The sequence below is a fragment of the Cytobacillus sp. Hm23 genome (assembly GCF_051842895.1).
Taxonomy (GTDB): Bacteria; Bacillota; Bacilli; order Bacillales; family SM2101; genus Nanhaiella.
This window is the reverse complement of record NZ_JBPXRQ010000026.1, coordinates 1-21451: the sequence shown is the minus strand read 5'-3', so window position 1 is coordinate 21451 and position 21451 is coordinate 1. Positions and strand designations below refer to the sequence as shown.

The 21451-nt window shown below is 33.5% G+C and carries 22 protein-coding genes and 1 pseudogene; 11 read left to right on the top strand and 12 right to left on the bottom strand.

Translation table 11 applies throughout. From position 1 onward, the window contains the following. Positions 1-15 precede the first annotated feature (15 nt). The 4 genes from ACSVDA_RS15990 to ACSVDA_RS15975 all read right to left on the bottom strand — a co-directional run bounded on the left by ACSVDA_RS15990 (position 16) and on the right by ACSVDA_RS15975 (position 3310). Positions 16-1665: a b(o/a)3-type cytochrome-c oxidase subunit 1 gene (locus ACSVDA_RS15990; protein WP_485884414.1), complete on the bottom strand. Its 1650-nt coding sequence runs from the start codon at positions 1663-1665 to the stop codon at positions 16-18. Continuing rightward, entirely contained in the window at positions 1665-2135 is a 471-nt protein-coding gene (locus ACSVDA_RS15985; protein ID WP_320210091.1) for a cytochrome c oxidase subunit II, read from the bottom strand. Before ACSVDA_RS15985 ends, ACSVDA_RS15990 begins: the two co-directional genes overlap by 1 nt. A gap of 18 nt (positions 2136-2153) precedes the next feature. Continuing rightward, positions 2154-2300, bottom strand: a complete 147-nt coding sequence (locus ACSVDA_RS15980) for a cytochrome c oxidase subunit 2A (RefSeq protein ID WP_320210092.1) — start codon at positions 2298-2300, stop codon at positions 2154-2156. Between the two features lie 497 nt (positions 2301-2797). Beyond that, positions 2798-3310: a chemotaxis protein CheX gene (locus ACSVDA_RS15975; protein WP_320210093.1), complete on the bottom strand. Its 513-nt coding sequence runs from the start codon at positions 3308-3310 to the stop codon at positions 2798-2800. 876 nt (positions 3311-4186) lie between these two features. Between ACSVDA_RS15975 and ACSVDA_RS15970 the strand changes: the two genes are divergently transcribed. The 4 genes from ACSVDA_RS15970 to ACSVDA_RS15955 all read left to right on the top strand — a co-directional run bounded on the left by ACSVDA_RS15970 (position 4187) and on the right by ACSVDA_RS15955 (position 9687). Further along, the gene (locus ACSVDA_RS15970) at positions 4187-7867 is read left to right on the top strand and encodes a dynamin family protein (protein WP_485884413.1); all 3681 of its coding nucleotides are present in this window, start codon (positions 4187-4189) and stop codon (positions 7865-7867) included. A gap of 11 nt (positions 7868-7878) precedes the next feature. Next, complete coding sequence (locus tag ACSVDA_RS15965) at positions 7879-8157, top strand: YpbS family protein (RefSeq protein WP_485884412.1); 279 nt, start codon at positions 7879-7881, stop codon at positions 8155-8157. A gap of 481 nt (positions 8158-8638) precedes the next feature. Further along, the gene (locus tag ACSVDA_RS15960; protein ID WP_485884411.1) at positions 8639-9463 is read left to right on the top strand and encodes a sulfurtransferase; all 825 of its coding nucleotides are present in this window, start codon (positions 8639-8641) and stop codon (positions 9461-9463) included. An 86-nt stretch (positions 9464-9549) separates the two neighbouring features. Then, positions 9550-9687, top strand: a complete 138-nt coding sequence (locus ACSVDA_RS15955) for a hypothetical protein (protein WP_320210097.1) — start codon at positions 9550-9552, stop codon at positions 9685-9687. A gap of 144 nt (positions 9688-9831) precedes the next feature. Here ACSVDA_RS15955 and sspL read toward each other — a convergent pair whose 3' ends face one another. Beyond that, complete coding sequence (gene sspL / locus ACSVDA_RS15950; RefSeq protein WP_485884410.1) at positions 9832-9981, bottom strand: small, acid-soluble spore protein L; 150 nt, start codon at positions 9979-9981, stop codon at positions 9832-9834. Between the two features lie 396 nt (positions 9982-10377). Here sspL and ACSVDA_RS15945 point away from each other — a divergent pair, with 396 nt between their 5' ends. Continuing rightward, positions 10378-10656: a DUF6123 family protein gene (locus ACSVDA_RS15945; protein ID WP_485884409.1), complete on the top strand. Its 279-nt coding sequence runs from the start codon at positions 10378-10380 to the stop codon at positions 10654-10656. A 46-nt stretch (positions 10657-10702) separates the two neighbouring features. On the opposite strand, the gene ACSVDA_RS15940 is transcribed toward ACSVDA_RS15945, so the two are convergent. Continuing rightward, positions 10703-11620: a DMT family transporter gene (locus tag ACSVDA_RS15940; protein ID WP_485884408.1), complete on the bottom strand. Its 918-nt coding sequence runs from the start codon at positions 11618-11620 to the stop codon at positions 10703-10705. A gap of 308 nt (positions 11621-11928) precedes the next feature. Between ACSVDA_RS15940 and ACSVDA_RS15935 the strand changes: the two genes are divergently transcribed. After that, on the top strand, positions 11929-12582 hold the full coding sequence (locus ACSVDA_RS15935; protein ID WP_485884407.1) for a ribonuclease H family protein: 654 nt from the start codon (positions 11929-11931) through the stop codon (positions 12580-12582). 32 nt (positions 12583-12614) lie between these two features. Further along, positions 12615-12812 (top strand): annotated as a pseudogene (locus tag ACSVDA_RS15930) (zinc-finger domain-containing protein); the annotation flags it as partial. A gap of 241 nt (positions 12813-13053) precedes the next feature. Here the strand turns inward: ACSVDA_RS15930 and ACSVDA_RS15925 are convergent. Together ACSVDA_RS15925 and cspD are read right to left on the bottom strand one after the other, a co-directional pair. Beyond that, positions 13054-13323: a DUF2564 family protein gene (locus ACSVDA_RS15925; RefSeq protein WP_320210102.1), complete on the bottom strand. Its 270-nt coding sequence runs from the start codon at positions 13321-13323 to the stop codon at positions 13054-13056. A 313-nt stretch (positions 13324-13636) separates the two neighbouring features. Then, the gene (gene cspD / locus ACSVDA_RS15920; RefSeq protein WP_320210103.1) at positions 13637-13837 is read right to left on the bottom strand and encodes a cold-shock protein CspD; all 201 of its coding nucleotides are present in this window, start codon (positions 13835-13837) and stop codon (positions 13637-13639) included. Positions 13838-14146: 309 nt separating this feature from the next. On the opposite strand from cspD, the gene ACSVDA_RS15915 reads away from it, so the two are divergent. Then, on the top strand, positions 14147-15124 hold the full coding sequence (locus ACSVDA_RS15915) for an HD-GYP domain-containing protein (RefSeq protein ID WP_485884406.1): 978 nt from the start codon (positions 14147-14149) through the stop codon (positions 15122-15124). A gap of 45 nt (positions 15125-15169) precedes the next feature. Here the strand turns inward: ACSVDA_RS15915 and ACSVDA_RS15910 are convergent, their stop codons facing one another. After that, a complete protein-coding gene (locus tag ACSVDA_RS15910) occupies positions 15170-17338 on the bottom strand; it encodes a DNA topoisomerase III (protein WP_485884405.1) in 2169 nt (722 codons plus the stop codon). A gap of 451 nt (positions 17339-17789) precedes the next feature. After that, complete coding sequence (locus ACSVDA_RS15905; RefSeq protein WP_485884456.1) at positions 17790-17921, bottom strand: hypothetical protein; 132 nt, start codon at positions 17919-17921, stop codon at positions 17790-17792. Between the two features lie 173 nt (positions 17922-18094). Here ACSVDA_RS15905 and ACSVDA_RS15900 point away from each other — a divergent pair, with 173 nt between their 5' ends. After that, on the top strand, positions 18095-18784 hold the full coding sequence (locus ACSVDA_RS15900) for a class I SAM-dependent methyltransferase (RefSeq protein ID WP_485884404.1): 690 nt from the start codon (positions 18095-18097) through the stop codon (positions 18782-18784). 143 nt (positions 18785-18927) lie between these two features. Here the strand turns inward: ACSVDA_RS15900 and yjcZ are convergent, their stop codons facing one another. Next, positions 18928-19038 carry a sporulation protein YjcZ gene (yjcZ, locus tag ACSVDA_RS15895; protein WP_214481214.1) on the bottom strand — a complete coding sequence of 37 codons (111 nt, stop codon included), beginning with the start codon at positions 19036-19038 and terminating at the stop codon, positions 18928-18930. A gap of 440 nt (positions 19039-19478) precedes the next feature. On the opposite strand from yjcZ, the gene ACSVDA_RS15890 reads away from it, so the two are divergent. Next, complete coding sequence (locus ACSVDA_RS15890) at positions 19479-19778, top strand: DUF4870 domain-containing protein (protein WP_413785544.1); 300 nt, start codon at positions 19479-19481, stop codon at positions 19776-19778. 394 nt (positions 19779-20172) lie between these two features. Then, positions 20173-20958, top strand: coding sequence for a nucleotidyltransferase domain-containing protein (locus tag ACSVDA_RS15885; RefSeq protein ID WP_485884403.1), 786 nt, complete (start codon positions 20173-20175; stop codon positions 20956-20958). Positions 20959-21045: 87 nt separating this feature from the next. Here ACSVDA_RS15885 and ACSVDA_RS15880 read toward each other — a convergent pair whose 3' ends face one another. Next, entirely contained in the window at positions 21046-21174 is a 129-nt protein-coding gene (locus tag ACSVDA_RS15880) for a hypothetical protein (protein WP_485884402.1), read from the bottom strand. Between the last annotated feature and the right edge of the window lie 277 nt (positions 21175-21451).

Sequence of the window (21451 nt, the reverse complement as noted above, 5' to 3'; positions counted from 1 at the left end):
CTTGTTGTTACATTGTTACCATAACCTATACCCTTTTGAACCGACTGGAGCATTTTGAATCATGTCTATGAACGGAATTGTATAAGCAAATAATATTAACAAAACAGTAATTCCGATCCATAGTTTCCAGTTTTCAAGAACCATTGGTGTTTTTTCAGCATGCTCAGTAACCTCTGCAACTGGGAATTCTGTTTCACCTTTTGGTGCAAAAAATGCTAAATTAGTAATAATAATTAGTACTAAGATGATACCGATGAATAAGATAGAACCGCCAATTGCTTGCGCGATTTGATAAGGTATCCATTCCAGTGCTTGTTCTGAGCCACCGTATGTTGAATAGTCGGAACGACGTGGAGCACCTAGTAGCCCAGCAGCATGCATTGCTCCTGACATAAATGTCATCCCGATAGCCCATACAATAGTTTGAATGATTGCTAGTTTGTTCATAGCCTTCGTCATTACTCGCCCTGTAATGTGTGGGATTAACCAATAGGCTGCACCAAAGAACGTAAGTAAAACAGTTGTTGCTAATGTTAAGTGGAAATGCCCTGTTACCCATATGGTGTTATGGACAACTTGATTTAATTGATTACTTGCGTTAATTAAACCACCTGCACCAGCTGGAATGAAGAACAACATTCCTATAAACGGTGCAAAAAAGCGTGCATCTTTCCAAGGTAGCTTCTTAACCCAGCCGAATAACCCAGTTGCACCTTTTGACCGACCATACAATTCGAACGTTGCAAACATAGAGAAAGCCGTCATTAAGGATGGTATGACTACTAAGAATGTTAAAATGACTTGTAAAAACTTCCACGCTGGATCAATTCCTGGCTCTGTTAATTGATGGTGAAATCCAACAGGGATAGAGAATAGTAAGAATAAAATAAATGACATTCTAGCTAGAGCATCTGAGAAAATTTTAGTACCTAATACTTTAGGAATAACAACATACCAAATCATATATGCTGGTAACAGCCAGAAATATACGAGTGGATGTCCAAAATACCAGAATAATGTACGACTGACCAACACATCAATCGTTTCAACAATACCTAATGACCATGGAATAAATTGAACTAACACTGTAGCAGCTAAGCCTAATGTTGCTACTAACCACAATATCATGTTAACGATAGACATAAAGCTTAAAAGTGGACTAATCTCACCTGGATGTTGTTTACGCCACTTTCTGTAATGTGCAAACATAGCAAACCCAGCTACCCAGCTACCTACAACAACTAAAGTTAATCCTATGTAAAATCCTGGATGTGCTTTTAAAGGAGCATAGAATGTATAAAGTACTGATGCTTCATTTAATAAAATAAATACTGCGGCAATTGCTGTACCAATTGTCATCATCCAAAATCCGATCCAACCAGTTAAACGAACCTTATTGGATAATGCACCTGCTGTTCTACTTAGGCTGGCAAATTGAAAGCCGATAATAAAGAATGTAGTTAAAACAAGACCAAGTAATACGCCGTGTACAGTTAAAATTTGATAATAGCCAAGCCATGATGGGAGCGTAAATTTCCCAGAACGAACAAGGGTTTGTAATAATCCTGCTAATCCTCCGAGTGCTAGTGCAATAAATGCGACATAAATATGTGCCATTGCCAATTTTCCATCGCGTCGATCAACTTTCGTTTCAACAATACTCATTATTCAATCACCTCGATTGTTGCAGTCATACTAGTATGACCTATTCCACAATATTCATTACATAAAACTAAATACTCCCCAACTTCATCAAACGTAGTTGTTACTTCACTTATATACCCAGGTTCAAGCATCATATTTGCATTTGTACCTGCAATTTCAAAGCCATGAATAACATCTTTCGTTGTAGCTACGATTTTTACTTTCGCACCCTTTGGTACTTGTACTTTCGTTGGAGAGTAACTAAATGCAGAAGCAACAAAAGTTAATTGATATTCATTGTCCCCGATTTGTACTAACCCTGGATTATCAAATGGTGCTGTTTGGTCAACCTTTTCTGGATCAATTGTTGTTAAACAACTAGGAGGTTGGTTTCCTAAATAAAATGCGCTAATACCTATAACAGTTAAAAAGACAAGTAGAGTTCCAACTCCAAATAACAACCATATTTTTTCAAACTTGTGCATGTGCATCGACTAATTCCCCTCCTTCTATAAGCGGTCTACAAATAAAAAATAAACTCCCAACCAAGTAATGATTAGAAAGAAACCCAACAAAAATACTGAAGCTAACGCTCCTTTTAATGAAGGTTCACTTTCTATTTTAGTTTTTTGATTTTGAAGCTCAGTTTTCGGCATCTCTCTCACTCCCTTCGTTATTGAACAAATTTCCTATTATTACACTATTATCTTACTAGACTAATGTGTAAAATCCATACAGTTATTAGGGTTTCACAAATTGTTCATATGTAATATAAACACTATGATAATAGTGATAAACTAATTTATCAGTGATAAATATCACAAAAAATAAAAACAATTTGTGAAAAAAATGTGAAATAGTAAAAAGATTTGATGTGTCTGCTTGTGACTTTTGTCATAAGGAGATAGTTTTCGGGCTGGAAGTGAAATTAAATGGCTCTTTTCGTAAACTTTAATGCTACTTTTACTAAAAATGGACAAAAGGATGAGCATCATGAAAATTCAACGATTGTAAAATAGAAAAAATACCGCCATAACTGATTTAAAGGTGCTTATATCTTAGAACAAATAGCAACAACCAATGCGAAAACAAGCAATGAAAAACAAAAAACAATCGACTAAATGTCGATTGTTTTGCTTGGCTGTGTATTTGATTACATTTCAATCATTAAAATGATTTGCATTTCTCCCATTGTTTCCACTTGAATAGGAACTCTAAAGGCTTTTTCGAAGCCATAGATCTTTGTTTGACCAACTAACACTGTAGGAGGTGTAATATCAATATTGATCCCTTTTTGAGAAAGTTGTGTAGACAAATTACCTGCAATCATATTACCAAACTCGCCTGTAAATGATTCAAGCATTTCTCCCTCAAGAGGCATACCGAACATGATTTCACCAACTCCACCAAATACAGTTGGGTTTCCCTCTATTATTAACCTTCCTCTTATATCCCCAGTTATACCAATTAATACGCCCATTGAGGATTGCAGTAACGGTTGAGTGAATAACGCTGGTTTATCAATTGTTACATCTATTGGTACTACTGTTTTAACTACATGAATTGTGCTGTTTAAAACACCTGTTACTTTTGAACTTAATGTGGCCAAACTGAATTCACCTCCATCATTTATTTCAGGGATTGTAATTGGGTAAAATATACCCATTACTATTTTACCTCATAATATTGATTTGTGTAATGACCTATACTGTTATTTAATAAATTTAATAGATTTCCTCGTACAATTCCAATAATTGTGTGCTGAACGTTATGATTTTTAGATTTATAATAATAATGCACAACAACAACTCCTTTAAAACGTTCGACTTCTCCAAACAGGGGAAGTCCTTTTTATTTGAAATCCCCTTCACAATGATCATCTCTTTCATTAGTAGTAAGAGTTACACACATTTAACTAGCGTTACATAGCTTGATTGAATAATTCGTTGAAATTGTTCAAAACATTTCTTTAGATGCCTTATCTTTGTAATAAAAGGAACAAAATTATATGAACGATGTTCATCTCCTTGTTTAACAGCTATTACATGTTTGGCTTTTTCGAAGAGCTATATACGTATATATGTAATGCTCAAGGTACTTGTTATTTGACACTCTTTTTGTAAACTATGCTGTTATATATACAAAATTAAGATAGTAGCAGTCTTATGTGATTATGATTATGTTAATGAAGAAAAGATACTAAGGAACTAAGCTAAGAAAGAAAATAAGTTATTTCATCTTATGAGTCAACTTATAAATCGATCAACTAGATTAGTATTAAATCAACGTTTACATAGCTCGTTCTAAACATGACTACAAAGCATGTTCCTTGCAAAGCCAATAATTTCACTACCTATTTCATATGAGGCCAGTTAAGAGATGGGAAAATATATGTTCAAATGATATGACTTTAGTACTATTTTAAAATCGTTATGGCGCTGGGGTTTTTCTGAATATTTTATAGTTTTACTATGAAACATCCTATTTAATATTGTAAAATAAGAAAATAACTAATCAGTCAGAATGTTAAGGGGTATTGTATATGGGGCAAACAGGGGTTAAGAAGTACACAACTCAAAATATTACGAGCGGATTGTTCGATATTTATCATAAAATTAATGGTGAAGGTGATAGCCAAACCGCGTCGAAAATTGTGCAATTAATGAAAAAACTTCAAAGTGATGAATTTACCATAGGTTTTTGTGGCCATTTCTCAGCAGGGAAGTCAAGTATGATCAATGAATTAATAGGTGAACAGCTATTGCCTACTAGTCCAATTCCCACAAGTGCCAATCTTGTTAAAGTAAAGAGGGGAAACAAGTATGCACGGGTTTACTTTCATAGTGGTGAAGTGGTGCAATATGAAGGTCCGTATAATTATGAACTTGTAAAATCTCTTTGTAAGGATGGTGATTCAGTCGCATCTATTGAACTTAGTGTTGAAACAAATTCCATTCCATTAGGGGTATCAATTATGGATACTCCTGGGATCGACTCAACTGATGATGCGCATCGTTTGGCGACTGAATCAGCTCTTCACATCGCAGATACGATTTTTTTTGTAATGGATTATAACCATGTACAATCAGAAGAAAATTTTCTGTTTGCAAAGGAATTAAAGGATCGTGGAAAAGAAGTATATTTAATCATTAATCAAATTGATAAACACCAGGAACAGGAAGTTAGTTTTTTTGATTTTGCAAACGGTGTAAAAAAATCTTTTTTAAATTGGAAAGTTGAAGCAGATGGTATATTTTACACTTCTTTAAAGAAAAAGGATCATCCATTAAATGAATTAGCTAGCGTCAAGAAGTTGTTACAGGAAAAAATCAACGAAAAGGATAGCCTCCTCGTAACAACTAGTTTATTAGCGGCTGAAAACTTACTAAATGAACATTTGCAATATTATGTAAACAAAACTTTAGATCGGCAAAATATATTTGAAAAAACTCTTTCTCAGTTACCTGCAAATGAACGAGAAGATCTTCTATCAAGCATAAATAATGTACAACTAGAAATCGATGAGAAACAACAAGCATTGGAAAGTGCAGAGCTAAATTGCAAAAAGGACATACAGGCTATTTTAGATAATGCATATCTTATGCCATATTCTACTAGAGAACATGCAAGAGCATTTATTGAAGCTAGTCAAGCTGATTTCAAAATAGGATTATTCAGCCCCAAAAAGAAGATTGCAAAAGAACGGGAAGATCGCTTAGGTGTACTGTTTGAAGATATAAAAGATAAGATTTCTTCACAACTGGAATGGCATATTAAAGATTATTTTTTAGAATTCTGTAAAAAACAGGATATTGGGGAAGATGAATTGACTAGAGACATTCAAACTTTCTCCATTACACTAGAACCTTCTATGTTGGAAAACATATTAAAAAAAGGAGCAAGATTAACTGGTGATTATGTCCTGACATATACGAATGATGTAGTTCAAATGATTAAGAGAATGTGCCGCGATGACACAAATGAAATTATTAATAACATAATCATTGAGTTGAAAAAGCATACAAGTACACAAATTGATATGTTACAAAATATTCTTAAGCAGCAGAACAATTTGATGGAAGCTAAATCAGGGCTTGATCAATTGGTATCGATGGAAGAGAGACATAGAAAATCTCTAAATAACCTTCTTCATAGACAAAATGAACTGCCTCAGGATAATGAAGAGTTGAAAGCCTTATTGGAAGAACATATTGTCTTTACTTCAATGGAAGATACAAATCAAGATAGTGAAGTAACTAATAGCCAAGTAATTCAAAGCAGTTTAGATAATACAAACTTGACACTACGTAATAATCGTAATCAAGGGGATCGCGTTAACGAAACGATTAAATACTTAAACCATGTTTGCAATCAAATATCAGCAACACCTGGGTTTGCAACAGTTGCTAATGAGCTACGTGAAAAGTCTGAAAGGCTTAAAAATAGAAACTTTACAGTCGCATTATTTGGAGCTTTCAGCGCAGGTAAATCATCATTTGCAAATGCTCTCTTAGGAGACAAGGTATTACCAGTTTCACCAAATCCTACAACAGCAACGATTAACAAAATTATCCCACCATCGGATGAATTTCCACACGGGACGGTAAAAGTTAAATTAAAGACTCAGCAACAAATATTTGAAGATGTGCAACAGTCATTAAAAATATTTAATTTGAAAGCTAGCACTTTGGAAGATGCGATTAAGTTATTGAAGCAAGGTAAATATCATCAGCAGGTTATTGATAGTAGAGATCAATCACATTATTCATTCCTTCACGCTGTTTGTAGTGGATATGATACAATGTTCAAAAATATAGGCTCTGTCATCACGACTAGCCTTGCTGACTTTTCCGACTATGTTTCTGTGGAAGAAAAGGCGTGCTTTGTTGAATGGATTGAGCTAGCCTTTGATAGTGAGTTAACAAGTCAAGGTATATCATTGGTAGATACACCAGGCGCAGACTCAGTTAACGCTCGACACACTGATGTAGCCTTCGATTATATTAAAAATGCAGATGCTATTCTATTCGTCACTTACTATAACCATGCATTTTCCAAAGCAGATAGAGAATTTATTATTCAGCTTGGAAGAGTGAAAGATACTTTTAGTATGGATAAAATGTTCTTCGTAGTTAACGCATCTGATTTGGCTCATTCAGAAGAGGAACTCGGTTCAGTTATGAACTTTGTAGACGAGCAACTTGTCTCTTACGGTATAAGGGACCCACGTCTATATCCAATCTCTAGTCATAAGGCGCTAACATCAAAACAAAATGGATCTAATGATACTGATTGTGAGATGAAAGATTATTCAGGAATCTTACGTTTTGAACGAGATTTTAAAACATTTATCATAGAAGAACTCGCAGAGATAACTATAAGCTCTGCTTACACGGATATAGAGAAAATAAAAAATATGTTAGATGACTATATCAAAACAGCAACTACAAGCAATGAAGAAAAAAATAGCAAGCTGTTGGCAGCAACAGATGAACGAGAAAGCATTCGGTCTATTATTAGCACTTACCAGATCGACAGCCAAAGGCGGTCAATTGATCAAGAAATAAAAGAATTAGTCTATTATATTCAACAACGGAACTTTTTACGTTTTTCAGACTTATTTAAAGAAAGTTTTAACCCTTCGACCTTACGTGAAGATGGTAAAAATATTCAAGTGAAATTGGAAGGTGCATTAGAGGAATTACTGTCCGCAATATCGTTCGATTTAGAACAGGAAATACGGGCAACTAGTCTACGTGTTGAAGCATTTTTACGAAAACAAGTTGCTGAAATATTTGAAGATATAAATACTCGTGTTACGGGAATAAACGATCATTTACAATTTAATATAAATAGTGAGTTTGAGTTTCCAACACCAGCTTTTCACTATCCTTTTATTGGAGATGAAATCAACAAAAATAAAGTAATAGGGATGTATAAAAACGCAAAGACATTCTTCGAAAAAAATGGTAAACAAAAAATGAGTGATGAAATAGTTAAGCAATTAGAGGGGCCGATACCTAGCTTTTTAGAAACTATGAAAACTCAAGTGACAAGCCATTACCAGTATAATTTCGAACAGTATGTACAAGCATCTCTACAAAAGTTATTAAACGAAAATGATGATTATTATGAAGGAATAATTCTTGCATTATCAGATAATGTAGATGTATTCTTGTTACAGGAAATACGCCAATCTATAGTGAGTAATATGGATATTTAGGAGGAACTCTCATGTCAGAAGTACACAAAGCAATTTCGAGTCATTCACAAAGTCAACATCGCCATATTCAGATTTTTGTACAATTAGACAATCAAAGAGAAGCTTTAATTGAAGAGGCACTTGAATTGTGTAAAGCGAATCAACCTTATTCTGTTGATGGCATTAACGAAGTAACTACTCAAATAAATGCACTTGCCAGTAAAGGAGTCAGTCCTACGAGGAAATATGTTACTAACACGATGGTGAAAGAGTATGCACAAAAGCTCGTTTTAAATAAATGGGGTCAGTAATTCGTTGTTGTTACGGAGAAGCAGTTTTCGCATTGATTGCTGTTTTTCGTATTAAGAAGTAAACACGTACACAAATAGAGTTCGTAGCATCTTTTCTTCTGTACAACAATGACTAACAATATAAAACCACTTTTTATAGAACTAATTTGAAAACAAAAGCAACAATGTTTCGAAAGAGCCTACGGAAGTGACAATTTTTAAGGTAGTTTGTAAAAGTTTTTTCCTATAGATGAACAGAATGTTGATAAGCGCTTACCTACATTTATTAACCAAGAGCTATTAGCAAAAGTTTAATCAATGCGAATTGTTTTAAGGTAGAAATAGTACGAGTAATGAACAATAGCCTATGTAATTGACAACATGTTTAAGTTCATTAACTGATTTCCTTTTTTGAAGAAGAGAACTAATGGAGTATAACTTTATGCTTATTTTACCCATTAGCTTCTATGACAAGTTTATATAAATGGAAAGGAGAGAGGACATGAAACATATTGTTGAAGTTGATTGGTTACACAAACATATTTCCAATGTTCGAATCATTGATTGTAGATATCACTTAGAAGATCCTACAGCAGGATTAAATAGTTATTTACAAGGGCATATCCCAGGAGCATTGTATTTTGATTTAGATAAGGACCTATCAGGGCCTATTGAAAATCACGGTGGCCGTCATCCACTGCCAAATATTGAAGAATTCTGTGAAAAATTATATGCAGCAGGAATTGATCAACATACGAGGGTAGTAGCTTATGACGATCAAGGAGGAGCCTTTGCATCACGTTTTTGCTGGATGCTATTATATGTTGGTTTACAGCATGTACAAATTTTGAACGGTGGATATGCAGCATGGAAAGAAGGACATATGCCAATAACAGCGGATATACCAACAGTAACAAAGGGTTTTTTTACTCCTCGTATTCAGCATGATATGTTGGTAACTATGGAAGAAGTTAAAGTACATAGCCAACTTGAGGACGCTATTATTATTGATTCGAGAGAAAGTAGTAGATATGCAGGAATTGAAGAACCTATTGATCAGCTTGCCGGACATATTCCATCAGCTATTAATTATTTTTGGAAGGATAGTCTACATTCCAATAGTATGTGGAAAACGGGTGATGAGCAGATTAGCAGGTTCTCACAACTCAACAAGGATGAAAATATAATCGTCTATTGTGGGTCTGGCGTTACTGCATGCCCAAATTATTTGTCTTTAAAGGAAGCTGGCTATAATAATATTAAACTCTATGTGGGTAGCTGGAGTGATTGGATATCGTATGATGACAATGAATTTGTAAAAAATTAATAAGTATATGTTCGTATAAATTTCCTATACTAAGCTTGGAGGTTTGATTGACCTCCTAAATAGCTGTAAAGGAGTACGACGATAAAATGGGAAAAACAAAAGCAGGTAATGCAAATGCACAAAGAAATAATAACGCTAAACAGAAAAATGACTATAACAATGAATTTGCGTCATATGCAGAAGTTGAATCAAACAAAATGAAAAACCGTAAAAAAGAAGAGTAAATGTAATACAGTAAGCATAAACACTTAGTTTTAATCATTTATTAACCCCAAAGTCAGCAATTTGTAATTGATACATAAAATGCTGACTGTTGGGGTGCCTTTATTATTATAGATACCATACCGAATGCTTCTATTATCATATTGTTATTTTGTGTTTTTCATCTTTGCAGCATTCTCTAGTTTGCTTTTTGGAAAATTGTTTGCTGCTGAATCTTGTCCATAACCTTGTGGATTTACTCCTGAACTAACTCGCCCTCTCGTTTTACTTTGTTTAGTCAACAACTTCACCTCCATCTAATATTTTATCCACTTCATTATTTATTATGAATTGACCTCTCAACAAAGTCTCTTTTCATTAGGCTGTTTTCGTTTGCATTGTAGCTCTACGATCTAAGATGTAAGCTACTTATAGATGTAGTGTTAAGGGCATCTTTTCTTTTGTAAATCAATGACTTCACGTAATACGTATTCTAGTTTAGGAACGATATTAACAATTACGAAAAGAGCTATTCATTCATTTTGTTGTATAATGTCTCCTCAGTGTTTATTACATCATCATGTATACAACATTGTTAGAGCATAACGTTGAAAAAACGAATAGATATTTTAAGGAATTTACGTTAATATAAGGAATGTGTTATCCAAACTTTTTGGTGGATTCGAAACAAATCAAGATAGGGTTGAGGCATAATGATAAAACATAAGTCGTTTACAGTTGATGAATACATTCAATACTTAACTAATAAAGGCTTTCATTTCCGAGAAGATGCGCTAGGATTTATTACATTCGGTCAGCAATACACAAAATCAACAGATGAACTAGTTAATTCAGCGATAGAAATAACATTGAAAGTACAAAAGGAGTTTGATGGAAGTTTTTTTGTCTCTTTACTAGAATCTTTCAAAGAGAACAACATTAAAACTCGAGAAGAAGCCGTACAATTTGCCTACATAAAAAACCTTATGTAATTTCTTATAGGCTAAAAGTTAACACATAAAGAAAACAGGAGCGTTTTTACTCCACTCCTGTACTACATTTCACTTCTTTATTTTTCCTTGCAGGTAATTCTGATAGCACCATACCACTAAAAATGCAAATACAGCCAATAATTGCAATTCGGCTTAATTGCTCATTTGCCCAAAGAAATCCAGCTAAGGATGCAAATACTGGTTCTGTTGCAAATATTAACGCAACTCGAGTTGGAGTAGTGGATTTTTGGAAAAAAGTTTGTCCTAAAAATGCTAATGCTGTTGCAAAGATTGAAGTAATTACTAAAGCAAAAAATACTTCCTTCTGAAGTAAAATGTTTATTTGTAATTGATTTGTCCAATCTTCAAAAAGAAACGCCAGTAATAATGATAAAAAAGCCACCGTTAAGATTTGCGTGACAGTTAGAATTAAACTCGGGAAACGCTTCGTGTACTTACCTGTTAATATAATATGCATCGCAAATGATATGGCACAAAACAGTACAAGAATATCACCCCGATTAATTGACACTTCGTCACCCATCGTTAGCATATAAAGACCTATAGTTGCTAGTATAGCACCAGCTATTCCGTTACGTGTCATGTTATTTTGTAATAAAAAAACCGCGAATATTGGAACGAGTACAACACTTAGACCAGTAATGAATCCAGCCTTAGATGAAGTTGTGTACAATAAACCAAATGTTTGAAATGCGTAACCTAGAAATAGCCAAATACCTAATATTACTCCAGAGATGAACATAGGTGCATTTAGCTGTTTTAATTGTTGTTTATTAAAAATAATAAGCCAGCTCAATAAAAATATTCCTGCTATAAAAAAACGAATACCATTGAAGGAAAATGGATGTAAAAAAGAAATAGCATTTTGCACGAGAACAAAAGTGGTACCCCATACGAAAGCTATAAGTAATAGAGCACCATCTGCAACTACGGACTTTCTCAATATTTCTTTCTTCCTTTCTCAAGCTAAATAAAAATCTAAATTGTAGTGTATCATACATACTACAAAATAGGGAATACAAAAATTGTGTTTATGTTTGATTATTTTCCAATTGATTGCTGTTTTTCGGACTGTGAAATAAATACGTAAATATGTAACGTTCAATGATCTTTGAATGTATCTTTGATGCGGTTTTACAAAAACCTCTCATCTAAATTGAACATTTTTTAATAACACAGTACATTTAACGAAAAAAGCCTTACGAAAAGACATTTCAACATTTGAACAAAACGGAGGTGAAAGGGGAAAAAATGAAAGTTAAAATAGAATGGACATATAAGGCAATCAATAAGCAAGTAATAACGTTAACATCTGAGGAAATTAGTGTGGAAGCTGCTCTTTCAATCAGTGAAGACTTCGAACGTACTGGACGAACAAACGAGTTATTTTTTTATGATGAAAAAGATACAAAATGGACGAAGAAGGAATTAATTAGACTTTCTAAAGAACTAGAAACTGAACCAAGCGATATAATTGTATATTTTGATGGTGGTTATGATAACAATAACAAACAAGCAGGGCTTGGTGCAGTTATTTATTATAGTCAAAACAACAAAAAATATCGTTTAAGGTCCAATGCGTTATTTTCAGAAATTGAAACAAATAATGAAGCTGAATATGCAGCGCTTTGGTACTTACTTGGGCAAGTAGAAGAGTTAGGTATTCACCATATCTCTGTTACATTTCGTGGAGATTCACATGTAGTACTCAAACAGCTTTCAGGTGATTGGCCATGCTTTGATGCAGCATATAATACATGGTTAGATAAAATAGAGGATAAGATACGCCAATTAGGTATTCATCCTCATTACGACCCAATTTCAAGAAGGCAAAATGGTGAGGCTGATCAGCTTGCAAGCCAAGCGTTGGAAGGGATAGTCATTCACAGTAATGTTGAAATTTAAAACTTATCATAACATATATATGTATTGTAGTCATGACAAGGAGGGTGGATACTTTGGAAAGAAAACTAATTATTGAACAGATAAGTGAAATCCTCGATACGTACTGCCAAGATTGTTTTGTAAAAAGTAATTTTAGAAAAGAATACGGGAAAACGTATGCACAATCATTTTGTATTCATACTTGTACAGTAGGTAGCTTATTAAAGAAATATGGAGAGAATTTGTCACATGGTCAAGTATATCTAAGTGGGAAAGAAAATAATGAAGGACTTGAACGTAATATGCCAATTCTTGATAGGGATTACTAGCTTAATCATTTTGGAGATGATGGCTAATAAGCCTACGAGGAAAAAACCGCATAATTGCGGTTTTATATTTATCTTAGTTACGTTAAATGGGGGAATATCCTAGTTTGTTATGTTGAGCCTTTCCAATTAGGTGAAGTAAATACTCAAGCAAAAATGATTTGAATTACTGCTTTGCTTCATTGAGCTGCTCTTCACATTGTGATAATAATTTCTCTGACTGTTGTAAAAATTCATTATCAAAACCAGTTGAGTTTGCATTTGCATCTACAAGCTTAGCACGTGCTTCTGAAACAGCCTGAGTAGCTCCTTCTAGTTGTTCTTCATCCATACTCATTGTGGCACGTCCTACTATTTTCTGTGCACTTTGAATTGACATGTTAAGATCTTGTATATCATTATAACCTGTGTATACTTCATTTTCTTCCTTAGTCAATACATACACCTCCTGACTATATAGTTAGTCGGAGAGTAGACGATTATTCACTATAATTGAATATTTTTATATAAGACGATGTTGTAAACGTTGTTACCACAGGACTAAGGTTAGCATAGTAACTTTATGAGACCAGCATCGTAGTATCAGAGTTAGGGCTACGAAGAGTAGCTTGTGAAATCATATTATAGTTAAAAGCAACTATTTATATAAGAGCAATTTGTTCATAAAGTGTGAGGGCCAATTTACAAAACAAAAAAGACTGTATGATTCAGTCTTTTTCAAAAAAATTTTATGTGAATGAATGCTAAATTTATAGTTTTTCAACATTGGCTGCTTGAGCCCCTCGGTTTCCGTCAACAATTTCAAAGGAAACTTCTTGACCTTCCTCCAATGATTTATATCCATCACCTTGAATAGCTGTGAAGTGAACGAATACATCATCGCCACCTTCAACTTCAATAAACCCATAACCTTTTTCATTATTAAACCATTTTACTTTACCGTTTTGCATAATACTATTTCCTCCTAATACTTCCTGCACAAAAGTGCTACAAAATAATTTATTATCAATTAACGGAATATATTAAGCTGAAGCTTTGTAATATCAATAGCTGTCTAAGATGATGAAATCTTACATTCTGCTAAATGATGTCTTAAATATACACCAATGAAATTATTGAGTCAAGATAAATAGACAGAAATAACAGAAAAATAAGAACATTACATAAGTATCTTATATTGTAAAAAAAGTTCTTCTACTCTGTTAATGATAGGAAGGGTTTGGAAATTATGATACAATCAAATATAGAGAGGTGTTATAATGAGATCATTTGTACAAAAAGAGAATAGGCTGACACCACTAACAGTTCAAGAAATAGATGAGATGCTCAGCAATTTAAGAAATACACAATCATATGCTACTAAACTTCGCACTGACTCGATATATGACAAAAAAATCACAGTTGTTTCCCGTGAAATTGATGAAGTGGTAGACCAAGTAAAGGATATTTTTACAGAGGTAAGAAATTCACATAAGATTCCTCTTTATGAAATTAAAAGAGACATCATTCCAACGATACAGCAGGCTGCAGAAATTCCTAATCTTTTCTATCTATTTAATGAATTGCATAAAAAGGATGACTATACATATCGACACAATATCGGTGTTGGAGTGATTGCAACATTGATCGGGAAGTGGCTGAACATAAATGAACAGGAGTTACATCGTCTTACACTTGCAGCAACGTTACATGATATTGGCAAAACGAAAGTTCCATTAGACATACTCCAAAAGCCTAATAAACTTACCGAAGATGAATATGAAGAGATAAAAAACCATTGTATATACGGCTATGACATGTTAAATAATACTAAAGGTATTGATGAGCAAATTAGTTTAGTTGCTCTTCAGCACCATGAACGTGAAAATGGTGAAGGTTATCCTTATGGGATAACAGGAAATAAAATAGATTATTTTTCCAAAATTGTTGCTGTTGCTGATGTTTTTCATGCGATGTCATCCAATCGTATTTATCGTGTTGCATCCCCGTTCTATAAAGTGATTAAGGAAATGAATGATCATATTTTCGGTAAGTTTGATCCAAATATCTTATTTGTTTTTCTATTTCACATGATGGATACAACAGTCGGACAGGGTTGTTATCTAACAGATGGTCGACAGGCAAAAATAATTATGATAAATCGCTTTGATCCAGTAAATCCACTAGTGCAAGTGCAAAATGAAATGATCGATTTAAGTAAAGAAAAAGATTTATTCGTAAAAACAATTATAACTTAAAGGACTTGAAATGGCAGGGAGTAGTACCTACAGCCATATCAAGTCCTATTTCATATATTTAAAGACGATCCTCTTGTCGCGATCACTCCATAAAACTATAGCATCAAACGTTTTACCATCTTTTTTGAAGTTTTTTATAACGTTAGTTTCACCAGTTTTTAATAGCTTTTTTATGTTTGTTTGAGATACCGTTTTGCCTAAGATTTTCTTAGAAATTGTAAATTTACAGTCAGATTTTTTATAGTTTGTACAACCGTAGAAATTTCCGAAGTCTAGAATGCTACCATTGCACATTTTACATTTACCGAAAGATATTTTTTTCTTATTAAATTTACGTTTTTTCTGCTTCGATCCGACCGTCTCAATAGGAATGTTTGTAAATGACCAACTGTGACTGTGCTGCTGAGCATCTTCTACTATATTCTGTGATAATTTTTTCACTTGTTCAATAAATTTTCGGGGTGAAGCAGAACCTTCACCTATTTCTGAAAGTCTTTGCTCCCATTTTGCTGTCATGCTTGGGGAGGCCAATATACTATCTCCTAAAGCTTCTATTAGTAGCATGCCCTTTGCGGTAGCTATCGTTTGGTTTTTGTTAATGTCTATATAATTACGATTCTTTAATAGGTTTATAATTCCCGCTCGTGTTGCCTCGGTACCTAGCCCTTCGGTTTTAGCTAATACATTCTCTAACTCAGTATCATCTAAATGTTTCCCTGCTGTTTTCATTAGGGTAATCAAGTTACCTTCAGTATATCTCTTTGGTGGCTTTGTTTGTCCTTTTTTTACATTTACTTTTGCAACGGTGCCATTTGTGTTCTTTTCTATGATCGGGAGAATTTGATCTCCACCATCCGACTGGTTATGTGGATGGTTTATAACTTTTTTCCAACCTTCTTCAATTTGTTCTTTACCTTTTGCGATGAAAGTAGCACGGTTGTCTACTAATATATGTATAGTAGTATAATTAAAAATAGCATTGTTATAAAAGGCACTTATTACTTGTCTTACGATTAAATCGTAAATTTTAGTCTCTTCTGAACTTAACTTTGTAAGATCAGGTATCTGTTCGGTAGGAATGATAGCATGATGATCAGTTACTTTCTTTTCATTTACATACCTTTTATTATTAATTATCGACCCATTTGGTGGGGGTAATAAATTTTCATATCTCTCTATACCTTTTAAACGAGATAGTACAGTTGGTAGAACTGTAGCTTCTTCTGTTGTTAGGTACTGTGAATCTGATCGAGGATACGATATATTTCCTTTCAGATATAGTTTTTGTAATATATCTAATGTTTTCTGTGGTGAAAGCTTAAGTGTTTTATTTGCTGTTGCTTGAAGTGTAGACAGATTGAATAGAAATGGAGGCTGATACTCTTTTCTTTCTTTTTTGACATCTGAAATGATACTATTTTTATCTTTACAAAATTCAGCTACAGCGATCGCTTGTTTTTCATTAAAAATCTTAGTTTCGTTTTTCTTATGCCACTTAGCTTTAATTGACTGTCCTAAAAAGTTAAACTGAGCTTCGACCTCCCAAAAATCTTCTGGTTTAAAATTAGCTATTTCATGCTCTCTTTTGACTATTAAAGCGAGGGTAGGTGTTTGAACTCTCCCGATAGAAAAAACATCTTGGATCCCTTTTTCTTTTAGTAGAATCGTATAAATTCTTGAGGAATTTATACCAATCAGCCAATCTGCGCAGGCGCGACTTAAAGCTTCAAAATAAATATGTCTCGTATCTTCTTCTGTAAGTAAAGAGGAGAAACCTTTCACGACTGAAGCCTGAGTTAGTGAAGAAATCCAAAGCCGTTTCATTGGTATACTTACTCTGCATTGTTTGATGATTGTACGTATAATTAATTCACCTTCACGTCCAGCATCTCCAGCGATAATGATTTCTTGAACTTCAGCACGTTTTAATAAATTTTTAATAATATTAAACTGTTTTAATTTAGATGTAGTTACTTTATATTCAAATCTATTAGGTACCATCGGAAGTGTAAGTTTATCCCATTTTTTCCATGTTGAATGGTACTCCTCAGGTGATTTTAATTCACAAAGATGCCCAATCGCCCAGGTGATAACTGCTCCATTTGGGAATGTAGTATTTGGTTTCACCATTAAATAACCATCATTTTTAGCAAAGGAAAAAGGAGCAGCTAATTTAGTGGCTTGGTCTGGTTTTTCGGCTATAACTACTTTCATATTTCTTCTCCTTAATTTTGATCGCTCTATGATTATAACAGTAGATTATGTGAAAGGGTATGTTGAACTTCGAGGATACGTAAAAAAATCTATCGGTTAAAGAGATTTAAGCTTTTTTCATGTTTATTTAGAGAATGATATACAGTTAAATCTAGATTGAATATTAGAACAAGATTAACTTTAATCATGTATAATCGACATCATAGATGACAGGAGCATTGATAAAAAAGAAGGATCTTTTCGTAAACTTTGTTGCTATTGTTATCAATTTTAGTACCCAAAAAGTGTTTTTATATTGTTAGTCATCGTTGTACAGAAGAAAAGATGCAACAAACTCTAGTTGGTTACGGTTTATTTCTTAATACGAAATACAACAATCATTGCGAAAACCGCCAAAAAGAAAGAGCTTGAAAACGATGTTCAAGCTCTCATTCGATCATATCAACTTTTGTTATTCGTACAAATCTGATTTGTCTCTTTGGTCTTTATTCCGTTTATTGCCCTTACTATTATCACCAGCTACTATTTTACCGGGTACTTCACTATTAGTTGGTGAATTTTGATTCTTGCTCCCGTAATTCATTTTTTTAGTCATCATATCAGCTTCTTTCTTACTATTTTTGTGTCAATTAGTTGATGTTCTCCTTCAGCTATATACTTGCAATTTTAGTTTGTACAGCTAAACCTTTATTAATCAAGGAATTATAATTAAATTGGCGAATAATAATATAACAGTAATTATAGGAGGTTTATGTAGTGGAGGATTTTAATTGGCATCATCGATCTGGTCAAGAATGGGATAAAAAAGCTGAATTTTGGAATAACAGAAGTGAACAAATGTGGGAAGATGGTAGCAGGAAAACAATTATCCCATTTGTAAAAAAGTACTTTAAATTGGGTGGGGTAGTTGCAGATATTGGCTGTGGAGACGGTTATGGATCACAGAAGCTAGCGAAAGAAAATTATCAAGTGGTTGGTGTTGATTTATCGAAAGAGATGATTGAGAAAGCAAACCTTTTTAATAATGAGGAAAAGGTAACATTTATAAAAGCTGATGCTAGAGAACTTCCTTTTACATCTAGCTCAATAGATGCAATTATCGCAATTAATTGTCTTGAATGGACTGAAGACCCAAAGCATGTGTTATTAGAATTTCAGCGTGTCTTAAAACCTAAAGGCTTTTTTTGTGCAGGTATATTAGGCCCTACTGCTGCTCCTAGACAACATAGCTATCCTAGACTATTTGGAGAAAAAGTCATATGTAACACGATGATGCCTTGGGAATTTGAGAACTTAGCAAAGGCACATGATTGGGACATTGTAGATGGTCATGGGATATACAAAAAGGAGATTCAAGACGAACAAATTAGCAGCTTACCGAAAGAGTTAAAGCAAGCTCTGACTTTCATGTGGGTATCGATGCTAATAAATAAAAGTGAAAAATAATGCTGTTAAAACGGGTTTATAAAGCCTCTGTTATGTAGAGGTTTAAGCCATCCAATAACCGAGGTAATAAAAAACAGGTGGCTGGAAATTACTATCCACCTGTTGTAGCTTGCCCATACTTTCTCACTTTTCTGGGAATCTTATTAATACCCGTAACCAAGCCCACCGCCACAAGCGACGCCAATGATAATTAACAGTACGAATAAAACAATTACGAGTGCAAATATTCCTCCTGAACGAACACCATCAACCATGTTATCACTCCTTAAATTTAATCATATGAGGATGGATTCCATTCCCTCATCAACATTAACATATTCATGCACTGTCAAATTGCTTGTGTATTATTCCTATTTAGTCTCAAAAGTTCAAATTGGTGAGTTGTTCCTATTTTATTCAAAGCTGTTTTCGCATGCATGGTTCCTTTTTATCATAGGGGTTTTATGGCACCTTTTCTCTTTAAGGCTATGAAAATCATATCATAAAAATCAGTTACTCCATGTAAGTTCAAAAAGCATTATTGTTTATAAAAAGGCTTGATTAATTTACAAGATGAATAAGCTTTCTATTTGTTCATAATAACTTGAATCAATAATTTTAAAAAAACATATTTTTGTAACCAATTGAATATTCATACGTATGTAATATTGAATAATATTTTGGAGGTGACAACTTGCCATCAAATGAAGATCGCATGTTAGCAGCAGTAATATACGTTATTAGTTTTTTTACAGTGTTTTTAGGTCCGTTGGTTATTTGGTTAATTAAAAAGGATGAATCATCTTTTGTTGATTACCATGGAAGGATGTATTTTAACTTTTTCATATCATACACTATTTATAGTTTAATAAGTATGCTATTAATGCTAGTCATTATAGGATTTTTAACTATATGGTTGGTCGGAATTTACATTTTTATTTTTACAGTTATAGGAGCTATAAAAGCATATCAAGGAGAAGAGTATCAAATTCCTTTTGCGATTCGATTGTTATAAGCAGTACTTGATTAAGGCCACATGATTGTGGCCTATTTTTATTGATGTTAGAAATTAGTTCACTGAATATTTAAGCGTAGCCATATCATTTAAGTCGGATTTGTCCAAATGTGATCGTTTAATTCTATTGATAGCTATCATAATAATGGTTAAAATGAGCTTGTATTTTTGTAAAAGCTAGGTGATTTTGTTGCGGAACAAAAGGCATATGATTATTAAATGTTGTTTTATCATGTAATCAAATGGTTGTTAGGGATTGATTGATATTATTGGTATTAAGAAATAGAAGTGGATACCACTAAAGAGTGTATATTTCTTTCAGAGCATTACTGTGAGAAACAAATTTCAAACAAACAGCTATAGAAAATGATCTATTAATAGAGGAGTGGGACTAATGTACGAACATCATAAAAAAGCAGTACAAGTACTAAGTGAACAATTTAAAGATGACCGCAAAGTTCGAGCACTGTTAATAGGTGGCTCAGTTGCCAAAGGGTACGCTAGTGAAAGTTCGGATGTAGATATAATTATAATAGCTACAGATGAAGAATTTGAAAGACGTAAGGAGCAGCATGACTTATTTTACTGGTCTGGTGATGAATGTAATTATGAAGGTGGCTATGTAGATGGCAAAATAGTAAATCTTCAATTTTTAGAAGATGTTGCACATCACGGAAGTGAGCCAGCAAGATTTGCATTTCAAGATGCCATCATTGGCTTTTCAAAAATACCTCAATTAGACATGATTTTACAACAAATAACAACATATCCAGTACATGAACAACAAAAGAAGATAGAACAATTTTATGTGCAATTTGAAGCAGCAAGATGGTATGTCGCAGAAGCTGAGAAGAGGAATGACAAATATTTGATGATGCACATCGTTTCATCACTCGTCCTATTTGGTGGAAGGTTAATATTGGCTCAAAACAAAGTATTGTATCCTTATCATAAATGGTTCATGAAAGTGTTAAGTGAACTTGACAACAAGCCTACAAATTTTATGGAACTAACAAAAGAGTTACTGTCTTCCCCAAACAGTGAAAATGCCGAGCTTTTTTGTAAAAGTATAGAACAATTTGCAGATTGGCCTAAGATAAAAGAAGGGTGGCCAAACCGCTTTATGGTTGATACAGAATGGAGTTGGATGAATCAACGAACACCTGTGGCAGATTTATAAAGCCTTTAGTTATATGACGGGTTAGATTACACGATGATAATTACCAGGCTCAATTGCATTACTATATGCTTTTGAGCCTTATGATAATTAAATATGCCAACGCCAGTATGCTAATTGTTTTTGCTTCATTTCTTCTATTTTCTTCTTTATAGCCTCATTCTTTACTCTTTCTTCAGGAGTCATTTTAAAAAGTGTAAATAATTTCAATATAGACATTTCTCGATCTTCCTTTCTTTTTTATTACGACATGATTTATATATTCAAAAGGAAGATTGTTGATTAATGAAAAAAGGTAAAAAGGTAAAAAGGCACAAAAAGTAAAATAATTAATAAAATTCAGAAAAAATAAAAAACGGACGATCTCGATAGAAAAGTGAACTGCACCCCAATTGTTAGACAAAACTAACAACGGGGGTGCAGTTTTTTATGACTAAATATTCTTTAGAAACTAAATTAACAGCTGTGAATGCTTACCTTAACGGTTCAGAATCTT

Coding starts and splice junctions, on each gene's coding strand:
- ACSVDA_RS15955 (WP_320210097.1), top strand. CDS start 9,550: ATGGGAAAAACAAAAGCAGGTAATGCAAATGCACAAAGAAATAATAAC.
- ACSVDA_RS15970 (WP_485884413.1), top strand. CDS start 4,187: ATGGGGCAAACAGGGGTTAAGAAGTACACAACTCAAAATATTACGAGC.
- ACSVDA_RS15890 (WP_413785544.1), top strand. CDS start 19,479: ATGTTAGCAGCAGTAATATACGTTATTAGTTTTTTTACAGTGTTTTTA.
- ACSVDA_RS15905 (WP_485884456.1), bottom strand. CDS start 17,921: ATGAATTACGGGAGCAAGAATCAAAATTCACCAACTAATAGTGAAGTA.
- sspL (WP_485884410.1), bottom strand. CDS start 9,981: ATGGAGGTGAAGTTGTTGACTAAACAAAGTAAAACGAGAGGGCGAGTT.
- ACSVDA_RS15990 (WP_485884414.1), bottom strand. CDS start 1,665: ATGAGTATTGTTGAAACGAAAGTTGATCGACGCGATGGAAAATTGGCA.
- ACSVDA_RS15885 (WP_485884403.1), top strand. CDS start 20,173: ATGTACGAACATCATAAAAAAGCAGTACAAGTACTAAGTGAACAATTT.
- ACSVDA_RS15880 (WP_485884402.1), bottom strand. CDS start 21,174: ATGTCTATATTGAAATTATTTACACTTTTTAAAATGACTCCTGAAGAA.
- ACSVDA_RS15915 (WP_485884406.1), top strand. CDS start 14,147: ATGAGATCATTTGTACAAAAAGAGAATAGGCTGACACCACTAACAGTT.
- ACSVDA_RS15910 (WP_485884405.1), bottom strand. CDS start 17,338: ATGAAAGTAGTTATAGCCGAAAAACCAGACCAAGCCACTAAATTAGCT.
- ACSVDA_RS15945 (WP_485884409.1), top strand. CDS start 10,378: ATGATAAAACATAAGTCGTTTACAGTTGATGAATACATTCAATACTTA.
- ACSVDA_RS15960 (WP_485884411.1), top strand. CDS start 8,639: ATGAAACATATTGTTGAAGTTGATTGGTTACACAAACATATTTCCAAT.
- cspD (WP_320210103.1), bottom strand. CDS start 13,837: ATGCAAAACGGTAAAGTAAAATGGTTTAATAATGAAAAAGGTTATGGG.
- ACSVDA_RS15985 (WP_320210091.1), bottom strand. CDS start 2,135: ATGCACATGCACAAGTTTGAAAAAATATGGTTGTTATTTGGAGTTGGA.
- ACSVDA_RS15975 (WP_320210093.1), bottom strand. CDS start 3,310: ATGGGTATATTTTACCCAATTACAATCCCTGAAATAAATGATGGAGGT.
- yjcZ (WP_214481214.1), bottom strand. CDS start 19,038: ATGGTTGATGGTGTTCGTTCAGGAGGAATATTTGCACTCGTAATTGTT.
- ACSVDA_RS15935 (WP_485884407.1), top strand. CDS start 11,929: ATGAAAGTTAAAATAGAATGGACATATAAGGCAATCAATAAGCAAGTA.
- ACSVDA_RS15965 (WP_485884412.1), top strand. CDS start 7,879: ATGTCAGAAGTACACAAAGCAATTTCGAGTCATTCACAAAGTCAACAT.
- ACSVDA_RS15980 (WP_320210092.1), bottom strand. CDS start 2,300: ATGCCGAAAACTGAGCTTCAAAATCAAAAAACTAAAATAGAAAGTGAA.